8 protein-coding genes and 1 pseudogene are annotated in these 14,263 nt (G+C 65.2%); 5 read left to right on the top strand and 4 right to left on the bottom strand.

Features of this window, described 5'->3' with window-relative positions; translation table 11 throughout:
* The first annotated feature begins 62 nt into the window (after nucleotides 1-62).
* A complete protein-coding gene (locus tag AC3WLX_RS32520) occupies nucleotides 63-788 on the top strand; it encodes a thermonuclease family protein (protein ID WP_291622884.1) in 726 nt (241 codons plus the stop codon).
* Nucleotides 789-890: 102 nt separating this feature from the next.
* Nucleotides 891-2,078: a pyridoxal-phosphate-dependent aminotransferase family protein gene (locus tag AC3WLX_RS32515; RefSeq protein WP_492339014.1), complete on the top strand. Its 1,188-nt coding sequence runs from the start codon at nucleotides 891-893 to the stop codon at nucleotides 2,076-2,078.
* Between the two features lie 134 nt (nucleotides 2,079-2,212).
* Here AC3WLX_RS32515 and AC3WLX_RS32510 read toward each other — a convergent pair whose 3' ends face one another.
* Together AC3WLX_RS32510 and AC3WLX_RS32505 are read right to left on the bottom strand one after the other, a co-directional pair.
* Nucleotides 2,213-3,331 (bottom strand): hypothetical protein, encoded by a 1,119-nt coding sequence (locus tag AC3WLX_RS32510; protein ID WP_492339013.1) that lies wholly within the window; start codon nucleotides 3,329-3,331, stop codon nucleotides 2,213-2,215.
* Complete coding sequence (locus tag AC3WLX_RS32505) at nucleotides 3,331-4,767, bottom strand: MBOAT family O-acyltransferase (protein WP_492339012.1); 1,437 nt, start codon at nucleotides 4,765-4,767, stop codon at nucleotides 3,331-3,333. The genes AC3WLX_RS32510 and AC3WLX_RS32505 overlap by 1 nt, the downstream gene beginning before the upstream one ends.
* A gap of 248 nt (nucleotides 4,768-5,015) precedes the next feature.
* On the opposite strand from AC3WLX_RS32505, the gene AC3WLX_RS32500 reads away from it, so the two are divergent.
* A complete protein-coding gene (locus AC3WLX_RS32500) occupies nucleotides 5,016-7,130 on the top strand; it encodes a S9 family peptidase (protein ID WP_492339052.1) in 2,115 nt (704 codons plus the stop codon).
* A gap of 209 nt (nucleotides 7,131-7,339) precedes the next feature.
* Here the strand turns inward: AC3WLX_RS32500 and AC3WLX_RS32495 are convergent.
* Nucleotides 7,340-8,059 (bottom strand): annotated as a pseudogene (locus AC3WLX_RS32495) (ribonuclease activity regulator RraA).
* 126 nt (nucleotides 8,060-8,185) lie between these two features.
* On the bottom strand, nucleotides 8,186-9,925 hold the full coding sequence (araD, locus tag AC3WLX_RS32490) for an L-arabinonate dehydratase (protein ID WP_492339011.1): 1,740 nt from the start codon (nucleotides 9,923-9,925) through the stop codon (nucleotides 8,186-8,188).
* A gap of 262 nt (nucleotides 9,926-10,187) precedes the next feature.
* Here araD and AC3WLX_RS32485 point away from each other — a divergent pair, with 262 nt between their 5' ends.
* Both AC3WLX_RS32485 and AC3WLX_RS32480 read left to right on the top strand, forming a co-directional pair.
* Nucleotides 10,188-10,607: a response regulator gene (locus AC3WLX_RS32485; RefSeq protein WP_291622896.1), complete on the top strand. Its 420-nt coding sequence runs from the start codon at nucleotides 10,188-10,190 to the stop codon at nucleotides 10,605-10,607.
* Nucleotides 10,585-14,181 carry a PAS domain S-box protein gene (locus AC3WLX_RS32480; protein ID WP_492339010.1) on the top strand — a complete coding sequence of 1,199 codons (3,597 nt, stop codon included), beginning with the start codon at nucleotides 10,585-10,587 and terminating at the stop codon, nucleotides 14,179-14,181. Before AC3WLX_RS32485 ends, AC3WLX_RS32480 begins: the two co-directional genes overlap by 23 nt.
* Nucleotides 14,182-14,263: the final 82 nt, after the last annotated feature.

Raw genomic sequence — 14,263 nt, 5'->3', positions numbered from 1 at the left:
ACAGGCCAAAAGCCGACCACAATTGCAGCGTCTATCGAGATGTTCATCACACGCGGACCGGCATGTTGCGAAAGATCCTGATTGCGCTGTCTCTCCTTGTCCTGCCTTCGCTCGCGCACGCTGCCGACATCTCCGGCACGGCCAAGGTTCGCGCCGGCGACGCGGTCGTGATCGGCAACACGCGGATCCGGCTCGGCGGCATCGACGCGCCGGCGGTCGACCAGCTCTGCCTCAACACCAAGGCCGAGCGCTGGACCTGCGGCATCGCGGCCCGCGACGAGCTCGCCAGACACGCCGACGGAAAGAACTGGATCTGTCACGCCCGCTCTATCGACCGGCGCGGCCGGACCGTGGCGCGTTGCGAGGTCGGCGGCGAGGACATCCAGAAATGGCTGGTGCGCAGCGGCTGGGCGCTGGCCTATACCCGCATGTCCAAGGACTACGAGGCGGATGAAAAGGCCGCGCGCGAGGCCAAGGCCGGGATGTGGCAGGGCGCCTTCATCGCGCCCTGGGACTGGCGTGTCCGCAACAAGAAGACAACTATTCTGGGCGCGACCAAGCCACCCGACGGGGCGCATGCCGTGCTGCTCGCCTCGGCCTCCGGGCCGGTGGCACCGTCGCCGGACTGCACCATCAAGGGCAACGTGAACAGCGCCGGCGAATGCATCTATCACCGGCCCACCAGCCGCTGGTACACCCAGATCAGGATGAAGGTCAGCAAGGGCACCCGCTGGTTCTGCTCGGTCGAGGAGGCCGAAGCCGCCGGCTGCCGCGAGACCAAACGATAACCCAGACCCGCGTTTTGCGCGCTTTTCCAGGGCTTCGGCGCCGCGTAAAGGTAGGACTTAGCAATCCAGCAGTCCGTTCTCTGGCAACAAGGACCAACAGCAATGACCGTTCGCGCGGGCCGGGAATTTCTGGCCATCCCCGGGCCCACCACGATGCCCGACGAGGTGCTGCAGGCGATGCACCGCCCGGCGATCGACATCTACTCCAAGGAGATGCTCGAGCTGACCGAGAGCCTGCTCGGCGACCTCACGAGGCTGTTTGCGACCAAGGGCAAGTCCTACATCTACATCGCCAATGGTCACGGCGCCTGGGAAGCGGCGCTCAGCAACGTGCTCTCGCGCGGCGACAAGGTCCTGGTGCTGGAGAGCGGCCGGTTTGCGATCGGCTGGGGCAATGCGGCGGCCCTGATGGGCGCCGAGGTCGAGGTGCTCAAGGGCGATTGGCGCCGCGCGGTGCGGCCGCACGAGGTCGAGGAGCGCCTGCGCCGCGACAAGGAGCACAGCATCAAGGCCGTCGTCGTGGTGCAGGTCGACACCGCCTCGGGCGTGCAGAACGACATCGAGGCGATCGGCAAGGCGATCAAGGCGAGCGGCCATCCCGCGCTGTACATGGTCGACACCGTCGCCTCGCTCGGCTGCATGCCCTTCAAGATGGACGAATGGGGCATCGACGTCGCGATGTCCGGCTCACAGAAGGGCCTGATGACGCCGCCCGGCCTCGGCTTCGTCGCCGCCAATGCGCGCGCGCTCGAGGTGCACAAGAAGGCCAACATGTCGACGCCCTATTGGAGCTGGAGCGAGCGCGAGGGCACCGAGAACTATCGCAAATATGCCGGCACCGCGCCGGTGCATCTCCTGTTCGCTTTGCGCAAGGCAATCGACATGCTGCACGAGGAGGGCCTCGAAAATGCCTTCCGCCGCCACAGCCTGCTCGCCGAAGCCGCGCGGCGCGCGGTCGCCGTCTGGTCCGAGGGCCAGGTGCTCGGCTTCAACGTCGCCGAGGCCAGCGAGCGCTCCAACACCGTGACCACGGTGACCATGAGCAACGGCCATGACCCGGCCGTGCTGCAACGCTATTGCAAGGACAAGTGCGGCGTCGTGCTCGGCACCGGCATCGGCGATCTTTCCGGCCAGGCCTTCCGCATCGCCCATATGGGCCACGTCAACGCGCCGATGCTGCTCGGCACGCTGGGCGTGATCGAGGTCGGCCTCAACGCGTTGAAGATCCCGCACGGCAAGGGCGGGCTGGAGGCCGCGGTCGCGTATCTCGGGGACGAGGTGGCGGCGTAGGGAACCGGCGCGCGCTGCGCACCCGCCTTCCTTCTCCCACAAGGGGAGAGGGAAAGATCAGCGCTTGTAGGCCGGGTGAGCGAAGCGACACCCGGGACCTTGCGAACTCCCGCATGTCGCTTCGCTCATGCGGGCTACGGCAGGTTCACTCGTGGCACGCGATACGCATCCACATGCGCCTTCAGCCCATCCAGCGACGCCGTCGGCTGCTTCGGATCAACCCGATACTCTCCGCTCGCCAGCCATTTCAGCACCATCGCGTCCACCACCGGCGAATGGTGGATGACGTCGCTGTAATTGTCGAGATCGTGCGTCACCGGCTTGATCGCGCGGAAATCGTGCAGGCGAACGTTGGGAAGCTGCGTCAGGCGCTCGGCGATCACGGCCGTGAGATCGGTGACGATCTTCAGCGTTTCGGGCGAGGCATCGCGCATGGCGACGAATTGCAGGACTGAATAGGGCGGGAAGTAGATGTCGAAGGTCACGCCTGGATGGCGCGCGATCAGGCCGAGGGCATCGCGCTCGAAATGCCGGACCATGGCCTCGAAGCCGTAGCCTTCGCCCAGGAAGCGGCGGCGCGCGGGATCGGTGATGTAGGTGAAGGCGGCGAGCGTCTTTCTGGCGTTGTAGTCCCGCGCAACGTCGAAATCCCGCGGCAGGGCGTAGATGTCGTCGATGTCTGCCAGCGCGAACTTGACCGGCAGATAAGGCGCCGCCCGGGTCATCGGCTCACGCAGCGGCGGGAGCGACCGCAGCAGCGCGAACAAGGACTCCTTTGCCATCGATGCGCTGAACAGATAGGACGCGATGCCCTTGGCAGTTCGGCGATAGAGATCCACGGAGAGATAGGGATCGGCCTCGATGTCGGCGGCATCGATGAAGATGAAATCGTCCATCTCCCAGATCACCCGCCTGGCGCCGCGGTCGATCGCCTGCTCGAGCACAAAGGCCTGCTGGCGCGAGTTGGACCCGGTCATTGCCAGCTTGAGCGAGCGCACACCAAGCGCACGGTCGATGTCGCTCTGGCGGAAATGGATCGCGAGCGAGGTGCCCATGAAGGCGGTGTCGAACGGCTGGCTGCGGATCAGTCCGGCATTCTGCACGCGCGTGTCGTCGGAATAGAAGGCGGGGATGAGGTACGAGGGTCGGAATAGTTGCAGCGGATCGACTGCGAAGGTCAGCGCCGCCGCGCCGAGCACGCATGCCGTGGCAGCGAGGAGAAGCCGCGCCAGATTGGTGAACGTGCCCCGCATCAGAACCGGAAATAGATGAATTCGCTATGGCTCTGGATACCCAGAAAGCCGAACGCGAGCACCAGCGACGCCGCATAGAGCACCAGCGGCCGCCTCCGTCCGGCCCGCAAGGTTTCGCCGACCCTGCGGTTCGCGTGGTCGTATCCCATGAGGCCTTGCGTGTTCGGCGCCAGCCACACCAGCGCGGCGTAGATGGCGATGAGGACGAGCGCCGCGATCTCCTCGCGGCCGAACACGATATTCGAGGGATCAGCCATGGCTTGGAGCACGCGCAGCGCCCATTCCACGCTCGCGGCGCGGAAAAACACCCAGGCGACCACGACGGCGAGGAACGTCAGCGCGGCGCCCGCGATGCGAGCCGGGCGTGCAAGCCGCGGCGAAACGTTCGGCGCCAAGGCATGGAAGGCATGATTGACGCAGAGATACGCGCCGTGCAGCGCGCCCCAGACGACGAACGTCCAGGCCGCGCCGTGCCAGAGCCCGCCGAGCAGCATGGTGGCCATCAGGTTGACGTAGCGCAGCACGCGGCCCCTGCGGTTGCCGCCGAGCGGGATGTAGAGATAGTCGCGCAAAAACTGCGACAGCGTCATGTGCCAGCGCCGCCAGAACTCCACAATGCTGGTCGCCTTGTAGGGCGAGTTGAAGTTGACCGGCAGGAAGATGCCGAACATCAGCGAGATCCCGATCGCCATGTCGGAATAGCCGGAGAAGTCGAAATAGAGCTGGAACGTGTAGGCGAGCGCGCCAAGCCAGGCCTGGTCGAAGCTCGGCGAGCGGGCCTCGAAGGCGAGCGCGACCAGCGGCTGGATGCCGTCGGCAAGGCAGGTCTTCTTGAACAGGCCGATGGCGAAGATGATGATCCCGCACAGCATCAGATGCGCGTCCGGATGCTTCGATTCCTTGCGCTCGAATTGCGGGATCATGTCCTTGTGGTGAAGGATCGGCCCTGCGATCAAATGCGGAAAGTAAGTCACGAACAGCGCGTAGTGCGGCAAGGCGTAACGTGCGACCTGGCCGCGATACGCGTCCACCAGAAACGCGATCTGGGTGAAAGTGTAAAAAGAAATGCCGACCGGCAGCAGGATATGAACCGCGAGATGGGTGCCGAGCACCGCGTTGATGTTCTCGGCGGCAAAGCCCGCATATTTGAAGATGCCGAGCACGAGGAGATCGCCGGCGAGGCCGAATGCGAGCGCCGCCTTGCGTTGCATCGGCGCGAGCTCAGCCGCGATCAGGAGGTGGCCAACGCCATAATTGAAGGCGATCGAGAGCAGTAAGAGGGCCAGGAACTGCCAGCTGCCGATCGCGTAGAAGGTGATCGAGGCCAGCGCCAGCCAGATCACCGGGGCCAGATTGCTGCGCCGGCCGAGCTGGAAATAGCCGGCCAGCACGACCGGCAGAAACAGCAGGATGAACGGATAGGAATTGAACAGCATCAGGCTGGACCGGCGGCGGGGATATCGTCCCTAAAGCATACAAGGGGCGGGGCAACAACCCGGTGAGGCGGCAGCGGCGCTGGCTATTCAGGGGGTTGTCGCCATATTATAGGCGACCAGCCGCCTTCTACGGCCGTCATTGCCGGGCTTGACCCGGCAAATCCATCGCTAAAGATTCGTCGTTGATGGATGCGCGGGTCAAGCCCGCGCATGACGAGATGAGTTTCGGCAAGACGAACGAGGACCGAGTGACCCAAGCCAAAGCATCTTCCCAGCCCCCCGTCGCCCCGCGCCGGCCGCATTCCTTCACGCGGCACGGCATCATTGTGACCGACGACTATGCCTGGCTGAAGGACGCGAACTGGCAAGAGGTGCTGCGTCATCCCGCGGTGCTAGATCCCGACATCCGCACATATCTGGATGAGGAGAACGTCTACACCGAGAGCCTGCTCGGCCATACTGCGCCGCTCCAGAAGACGCTGGTGCGCGAGATGCGCGGACGCATCAAGGAGGATGATTCCAGCGTGCCGTCGCCGGATGGTCCCTTTGCCTATTTCCGCCGGTTTCGCGAGGGCGGACAGCACGAGCTGTTCGGCCGCATGCCGCGCGACGGCGGCGAGGGCCAGATCGTGCTCGACGGCGACGCGCTCGCCAAGGACCACGAATACTTCAAGTTCGGCGGCAGCCGCCACTCCTACGATCACAAGCTGCAGGCCTGGAGCGCGGACACCAAGGGCTCCGAATATTTCTCGATCCGCGTACGCGACTGGGGATCCGGCAGAGATCTCGACGATGTCGTCGAGGAGACCGATGGCGGCGTGGTCTGGGCCGCGGACTGCAAGAGCTTCTTCTACGTCAAGCTCGACGACAATCACCGGCCGATGCAGGTGTGGCGGCACAGGCTGGGAACGAGGCAGGCCGACGACACGCTGGTCTATGAGGAGCAGGATGCCGGCTGGTTCACCCATCTGCACGAGAGCACCAGCGGCCGCTTCTGCGTGATCGCGGGCGGCGACCATGAGACGAGCGAGCAGCGGCTGATCGATCTCGCCCATCCCGAGGCGCCGCCGCGGCTGGTCGCGGCGCGCGAAGAAGGCGTGCAATATTCACTCGCCGATCGCGGCGACGAGCTCTACATCCTCACCAATGCCGACGATGCCATCGACTTCAAGATCGTCACCGCGCCGCTTGCTTCGCCGGAGCGCAAGAACTGGCGCGACCTGATCCCCTATCGTCCCGGCATCTACATCATCGACCTCGACCTCTATGCCGGCCATCTGGTGCGGCTGGAACGCGCCAATGCGCTGCCGTCGGTCGTGATCCGCGATCTCGCCTCGGGCGAGGAGCACGCCATCGCCTTCGACGAGGCCGCCTATTCGCTGGACACGATGGGCTCCTACGAATTCGACACGACGAATTTGCGCTTCGCCTATTCGTCGATGACGACGCCGTCGGAAGTCTACGACTACGACATGGTCAAGCGCACGCGCGTCTTGCGCAAACGCCAGGAGATTCCCTCCGGCCACGATGCGAGCGACTACGTCACCACGCGCATCATGGCGACATCGCATGACGGTGCCGAGGTGCCGGTCTCGATCCTCCATCGCCGCGGGCTGAAGCTCGACGGCACGGCGCCGCTATTGCTCTATGGCTACGGCTCCTACGGCATGGCGATGCCGGCTTCGTTCAGCGCCAATCGCCTGTCGTTGGTCGACCGCGGCTTCGTCTACGCCATCGCCCATATCCGCGGCGGCGCCGACAAGGGCTGGGGCTGGTATCTCGACGGCAAGCGCGAGAAGAAGACGAACTCGTTCGACGATTTCGCGGCCTGCGCCCGCGCGTTGATCGATGCCAGATACACCAGCGCGAAACGGATTGTCGGCCATGGCGGCTCTGCCGGCGGCATGCTGATGGGCGCGGTCGCCAACCGCGCCGGCGACTTGTTCGCCGGCATCGTCGCCGAGGTGCCGTTCGTCGACGTGCTCAACACCATGCTCGACGACACGCTGCCGCTGACGCCGCCGGAATGGCCGGAATGGGGCAACCCGATCGAGAGCGAGACCGATTTCCGCACCATCCTGTCCTACTCGCCCTACGACAACGTCGCGGCAAAGGACTATCCTGCGATCCTCGCCATGGGCGGCCTGACCGACCCGCGCGTCACCTATTGGGAGCCCGCCAAATGGATCGCGCGCCTGCGCGCCACCATGACGGGCGGCGGCCCGGTCCTGCTCCGCACCAACATGGGCGCCGGCCATGGCGGCGCTTCGGGCCGCTTCGACCGGCTCGACGAAGTCGCGATCGTTTACGCGTTCGCGCTGTGGGCGGCGGGGATGGCGGGGATGGCGGAGGCTGAGGTGTAGCAAGACCTGAAGCAACACGGTCCGCTGTCGTCCCCGCGAAGGCGGGGACCCATACCGCGTGATGTATCGGTGAGGCGCAGGTGATAGTACCGACGACGACTTCTTAACTGCAAGTCTTCGCCAAACTGCTCCCTGGGGTTATGGGTCCCGGATCTGCGCTTCGCTTGTCCGGGACGACAACCGAGAATGTGGCGCGACCTGCAGAAAAGTCAGCGCCCGTTCTTCTTCCGCCATTCCGCGAAATCCGTCAGCGTCTGCGGATCGGTGGCGGGATAGAGGCCGAAGATGCCGCGGCCCTTGCCGACTTCCTCGGTGACAAAGTCCTCGAACGCCGTCATCTCGAAGGTTTCGTTGGCGATCTCGTCCGCGAGATGAGCGGGGATCACGATGACGCCGTCGGCATCGCCGAGGATGACGTCGCCGGGAAACACCGGCGCGTCGCCGCAGCCGATCGGCACGTTGATCTCGATCGCCTGGTGCAGCGTGAGGTTGGTCGGCGCCGAGGGGCGGTGATGAAAGGCGGGAAAACCGAGCCTGGCGATCTAGGCGGAGTCGCGAAACCCGCCGTCGGTGACGACGCCCGCAACGCCGCGCTTCATGAGCCGCGTGACCAGGATGGCGCCGGCGGAGGCTGCCCGCGCGTCCTTGCGGCTGTCCATCACCAGCACGGCGCCGGGCGGACAGTCCTCGACCGCCTTGCGCTGCGGATGGGAGCGGTCCTTGAACACGTCGATGGCGTTGAGATCCTCGCGCGCCGGCATGTAGCGCAGCGTGAAGGCTTCGCCGACCATGGTCGGCTGCTCCGGGCTCAAGGGGCGGACATCCTGGATCATCTGGATGCGCAGGCCGCGCTTGAACAGGGCGGTGGCGACGGTGGCGGTAGAGACGGATTTGAGTTTTGTGCGGGTGGCTTCGGTGAGTTTTGGCATCTCATCCTCTCTCTTTCGTCATTCCGGGGCGCGCGTAGCGCGAGCCCGGAATCCATCGGTCGGTATGTACTGCTGCAAGATGGATTCCGGGCTCATCGCTTCGCGATGCCCCGGAATGACGGGACATCAGTAAATCGACGGCTCGCCGATCGGCGCGCCGAAATCGGTCTCGAGGAAGTCGAAGTCGCAGCCGTCATTGGCCTGCTTGATGTGTTTGGTGAACATCCAGCCATAGCCGCGCTCGAAGCGGCGCTCGGGCTGCTTCCAGGCGGCGCGGCGTTTGGCGAGCTCAGCCTCGCTCACGTCGAGATTGATGGTGCGCGCGGCGACGTCGAGCGTGATGCGGTCGCCGTTCTGCACCAGAGCCAGCGGGCCGCCGATATAGGACTCCGGCGAGACGTGCAGGATGCAGGCGCCGTAGCTGGTGCCGCTCATGCGCGCATCCGAGATGCGGACCATGTCGCGCACGCCCTGCTTCACGAGCTTGGTCGGAATCGGCAGCATGCCCCATTCCGGCATGCCCGGCCCGCCCTGCGGCCCCGCATTGCGCAGGATCAGGATGTGGTCCTCGGTGACGTCGAGGTTGGGATCGTCGACCGCCTTCTTCATCGAGGGGTAATCGTCGAACACCAGCGCCGGGCCGGTATGCTTGAGGAACCGCGGCGCGCAGGCGGAAGGCTTGATGACGCAGCCGTCGGGCGCGAGATTGCCCCTGAGTACGGCGAGCGCGCCTTCCTTGTAGATGGGATTGTTGATGGAGCGGATCACGTCGGCATTGTAGACCTCGGCGCCCTCGATGTTCTCAGCCACCGTCTTGCCGGTGACGGTGATGCAGTCGAGATGCAGATGCGGCCTGATTTGCGCCATCAGCGCCGGCAGGCCGCCGGCATAGAAGAAGTCCTCCATCAGATAGGCATCGCCGCTCGGGCGGACGTTGGCGATGACGGGCACCTTGCGGCTCGCGGTTTCGAAATCGTCGAGGCCGATATCCTGGCCGGCGCGGCGGGCCTGCGCGATCAGATGGATGATCGCGTTGGTCGAGCAGCCCATCGCCATCGCGACCGCAATGCCATTCTCGAACGCCTTGCGGGTCTGGATCAGCTTCGGCGTCAGGTCCTCCCAGACCATCTCGACGATGCGGCGGCCGCATTCGCTGGCCATGCGGATGTGGTTGGCGTCAGCGGCCGGAATCGAGGAGGCGCCGGGCAGCGTCATGCCGATCGCCTCCGCAATCGCGGTCATGGTCGATGCGGTGCCCATGGTCATGCAGGTGCCGTAGCTGCGGGCGATGCCGGCCTCGATGTCGAGCCAGTCCTTGTCCGAGATCTTCCCGGCGCGGCGTTCGTCCCAATATTTCCAGCCGTCCGAGCCTGAACCGAGCGTCTTGCCTTTCCAGTTGCCGCGCAGCATCGGCCCTGCCGGCAGATAGATCGCCGGGATGTTCATGGAGGTCGCACCCAGCAGCAGCGCCGGTGTCGTCTTGTCGCAGCCGCCCATCAGCACGACGCCGTCGACGGGGTGGCTGCGCAAGAGCTCCTCGGCGTCCATGGCCAGCAGGTTGCGATAGAGCATGGTGGTCGGCTTCAGCAACGATTCCGACAGCGACAATGCCGGCAGTTCCAGCGGCAGGCCGCCGGCCATCAGGATACCGCGCTTGACGTCGTCGACGCGCGACTTGAAATGCATGTGACAGGGCTGCGCATCCGACCAGGTGTTGAGGATCGCGATGGCAGGGCGGTCCTTCCACTCCTCCGGAGCGTAACCCATCTGCATGGCCCGGGAGCGGTGGCCGAACGAGCGCAGGTCGTCGGGCGCGAACCAGCGCGCGCTGCGAAGCTGGTCGGGCGTCTTTTTCTTGCCGGTCATGTTATGCCCCTGTCCGTCCTGAGGATTCATCCTGCTCTTCTCACAGGCTATCCACCCCCCGCAAGGCACTGGGCGGGCGAAGGCGAACTTCTGCTATGCATTCGGGCGTGCAAACCCGCGGTGCAGCGCAATAAAGCGGCAGCTCGGGCCGGAGGGCTCGAAGTGCTTGCCGGCAGACGAGAATCCGCGCAACAATTTCATATTGATGGTTTTTGATTGCGGTCGCTGGGGCGCTCCCATCCGACCCCGGAGGATTTCAGACGTGGCCAACATCCTGATCGTGGATGACGAACCGGCCATCCAAATCACCATCCGGCTGCTGCTGGAACGGGCTGGTCATCACGTGACTGTCGCCGGCGATGGCCGCAAGGGACTGGCCTTGTTCGAGGCCGGCCGGTTCGACCTGCTGTTTCTCGACATCTTCATGCCCGGCATGGACGGACTGGAGACGATGCGTCACATTCGGGCCCTGGTCCCGACCATTCCGATCGTCGTCGTCTCCGGCCGTTCGATCACGCCCGATGCCTATGCGGAACCGGACTTCCTGAAGATGGCGACCAAGCTCGGTGCGGTGGCCGCTTTGCAGAAACCGTTCCGGCCCGACGCACTGCTTGCGATGGTCGATCATTGCCTGAAGACCGGCCAGCCGGAGGGGTCCGATGTCCGCTCCGACCGCCGATGACAAGAACACCTCCCCTGCTGCAAGCCAGACATGGCGCGGCGGGACGACGAAAACCTCCATGAGCTTCACAACGACGCTGGCGACGCGTCTGGCCATCGCGATGATCCTGCTGGTGGCGGTCACCGTGGCCGCAGTCGGCTGGCTCGGCTATCGCAACACCACGCAGGCCGTCATTCCGCGGGTCCTGGAGCGGGTCGAAGCCCAGTCGCGCCTGATTGCGGCCAATCTTGAATTCTATGTTGCCGGCGTGCGCGGCGATCTGGCCGGCTATCGCGCCGCTGCGGCTATCAATGGCCTGATCCGCGCCAACACGGGCGGAGGAATTGACCCGTCTGACGGCGTCTCCGAGCAAACCTGGCGCGAGCGCATCGCGGCGCGGCTCGCGGCCGAGATCGAGGCCAAGCCCATCTACGGACAATTCAGGATCATTGGCGCCGACGACCAGCGCGAGCTGGTTCGGGTCGATCGCTCCGGACCGAACGGAGCGGTGCGGATCGTCCCGGACGACGAACTGGAGCGCAAGAGCGGCCGGGCCTACTTTCAGGAGACCATTCGACTGAGGCCGGGCGAGATCTACGTGTCCCCCGTCGAACTCGCCACCCGATATGGGGGAACGACGGCACCTCACGCGCCGACCCTGCGGGTCGCGATGCCGCTGTTTGCACCCGACGACAAGCCGTTCGGCATCATCGTCGCCAATATCGACATGCGCCCGGCTCTCGATCGGATTCGCACGACCATGAGCTCGGGCGGAGAGATCTACGTCGTGAATTCGCGCGGCGACTATCTGGTCCATCCCGATCGGGCGCGAGAGTTCGGGTCTTCGCGAGGCCATCCCACCGATTGGCGCAAGGACCTTCCGTTCTACGCAGCCCTGGCCGGCACGTCGGACGTGGCCACGCGGGTCACAACCGACGAGTCGGGCCGGACGAGCGGCGCGGCGTTCGTGCCGTTATCGCTTGCGGGCAAGGAATGGGTCGCCGTCGTCGCAACCGTGCCCCCGTCCGTCTTCGGCCGCGTGCCGGCCGCCATTCAAAAAACGTCCCTGCTGGTCGGCGTGCTGGCCGTTCTCGCCGCAGCTGCGCTCGCGGTGCTGCTGGCGCGCTCGTTGACCCGTCCGATCGGGCGTCTGACGGAGGCGGTGCAGGCCATCGGCAGCGGACGTCCCGCAGACATCCCCGTCGATGCCAGCGGCGAGACCGGCGTGCTTGCGCGCGCCTTTGCCCGGATGGTCGAGGAGACCCGCGCGAAAACAGCCGCGCTCGAACGCGAAATCGAGGAGCATCGCCGCACCGAGGCCGCGCGAAGCCACCACGCAACGCGCGAGAGTCTGTTCAGCGCGGCGGTGGAATCGTCCGACGACGCGATCGTGATGCAGACGCTCGACGCCGTGATCACCGGCTGGAACCCGGCCGCCGAACGCCTTTACGGCTATACGGCGGAGGAGGCGATCGGCCAGCCCACGTCGATCATCGTCCCGCCCGACCGCCGCGCGGACGGCAAGGACTATCTGGGCCGGATTGCGCGGGGCGAGCCGATCGAACGCTTCGAGACGGTGCGCCTGCGCAAGGACGGCACGCCGGTCGAGATCTCACTGAGCCTGTCGCCGATCCGAGGCCCGTCGGGCGAGATCATCGGCGCCTCCGGCAGCGCGCGCAGCCTGACCGAGGCACGGCGCGCCGAGCGGGCGCTGCAGCAGCAGATCGAGGAGCGGCGGCAGATTTTCGAGACGTCGCAGGACCTGATCATGATCATGGATTCCCATGGTCACATCGCACAGATCAGTCCGAGCAGCGAGATCGTTCTCGGCTACCGGCCGGACGAGATGATCGGCCGCAGCGGCGCCGACTTCATTCATCCCGACCATCTGGAACAGTCCCGTGCCGAGATGCGCGAGATGCGCGCCGGCGCGCGCATCAGGCTCACCGACACCCGCTGCTTCCACCGGAGCGGGCACGAGGTCTGGCTGTCCTGGCTCGGCAGCTGGTCCGAACAGGCGCGCCGCTTCTTCTTCGTCGGACGCGACATGACCGAGGCGCGGCTCGCGCAGGAATCGCTGCGCGAGAGCGAACGGCTCGCCCGCAACATCGTCGAGACCTCGCTCGACGCCTTCGTCCAGACCGACGAAACCGGCCATATCCTCAACTGGAACTCGCAGGCCGAGCAGTTGTTCGGCTGGCGCCGCGACGAAGTGCTGGGCAAGCGCACCATCGACCTGATCATTGCCGAGAGCGACCGCGAGATCGTCAGTGAGAGAATGAAGAACTTCCCGAAGAACAGGGACGACAAGACGCTGAAGCATCGCCGCGAGTTGATCTGCCGCAACCGCGACGGCAAGGAATTCAAGGCCGAGGTCAGCGTGACCGCGCTGAACCGCCGCGAGGGCCTGTTGTTCAACGTCTTCTACCGCGATCTCACCGACAAGATCGCCACGGAGGAGCGCATCCGCCACGTCGAGAAGATGGAGGCCGTCGGCCAGCTCACCGGCGGCGTGGCGCATGACTTCAACAATATTCTCACCGTCATCACCGGAACCATCGAGATTCTCGCGGAGGCGGTCGCCAAGGAGCCGCAGCTCGCGGCGATCACGAAGATGATCGACGAGGCTGCCGCGCGCGGCGCCGATCTGACCCAGCACCTGCTCGCCTTCGCGCGCAAGCAGCCGCTGCAGCCGCGCGAGATCGACATCAACTCGCTGATCGTCGACACCTCGAAATTGTTGCGGCCGACGCTGGGCGAGCATATCCAGATCGAATCGGTGTTCGAGGACGAGAATTGCGTCGGCGTCGTCGATCCCAACCAGCTCACCACCGCGATCCTCAACCTCGCGCTCAATGCCCGCGACGCCATGCCGGGCGGCGGCAAGCTGATCCTGGAGACGGGTGTCGCCTATCTCGACGAAGTCTACGCCAGTGCGAACGACGTGTCGGCGGGTCATTACGTGCTGATCGCTGTGAGCGACACCGGCACCGGAATCCCCGCGAATATGCTGGCCAGGGTGTTCGACCCATTCTTCACCTCGAAGGGTCCGGGCAAGGGCACCGGGCTCGGTCTTTCGATGGTCTACGGCTTCATCAAGCAGTCCGCAGGCCACATCAAGATCTACAGCGAGGAGGGACACGGCACCACGGTCAAGATGTATCTGCCGCCGGGCAAGACGCCGGCGGCCGCCGGCGAGGGCGTGACGCCGGCGACGATCGAGGGCGGACACGAGACGATCCTCGTGGTGGAGGACGACCGGCTGGTGCGGGACTACGTGCTGGCGCAATTGCACGGGCTGGGTTACGTCACCTTGCAGGCCGCCAACGCCGCCGAGGCGCTCGCGATCGTTGCCGCCGGAAAGCCGTTCGATCTGCTGTTCACCGACGTCATCATGCCCGGCAAGATGAACGGACGGCAGCTTGCGGACGAAATGATGAAGACGCGGCCGGATCTCAAGGTGGTCTACACCTCGGGCTATACCGAGAACGCGATCATCCATCACGGCCGGCTGGATTCGGGCGTTCTGCTGCTGCCAAAACCCTATCGCAAGTCGGATCTGGCGCGGATCATCCGCAAGGCGCTGAGCGGGTGAAGTTTGGCAGTCATTCCGGGCGCGCGTAGCGCGATCCGGAATCTCGAGATTCTCGGGAACGCAATCGCGCACCCTAGTTCGA

Source organism: Bradyrhizobium sp. FW305-F6 (assembly GCF_058782905.1).
This window is presented reverse-complemented; position numbering and strand designations above follow the sequence as displayed.

Coding starts and splice junctions, on each gene's coding strand:
- araD (WP_492339011.1), bottom strand. CDS start 9,925: ATGACCGGCAAGAAAAAGACGCCCGACCAGCTTCGCAGCGCGCGCTGG.
- AC3WLX_RS32510 (WP_492339013.1), bottom strand. CDS start 3,331: ATGCGGGGCACGTTCACCAATCTGGCGCGGCTTCTCCTCGCTGCCACG.
- AC3WLX_RS32480 (WP_492339010.1), top strand. CDS start 10,585: ATGTCCGCTCCGACCGCCGATGACAAGAACACCTCCCCTGCTGCAAGC.
- AC3WLX_RS32520 (WP_291622884.1), top strand. CDS start 63: ATGTTGCGAAAGATCCTGATTGCGCTGTCTCTCCTTGTCCTGCCTTCG.
- AC3WLX_RS32515 (WP_492339014.1), top strand. CDS start 891: ATGACCGTTCGCGCGGGCCGGGAATTTCTGGCCATCCCCGGGCCCACC.
- AC3WLX_RS32505 (WP_492339012.1), bottom strand. CDS start 4,767: ATGCTGTTCAATTCCTATCCGTTCATCCTGCTGTTTCTGCCGGTCGTG.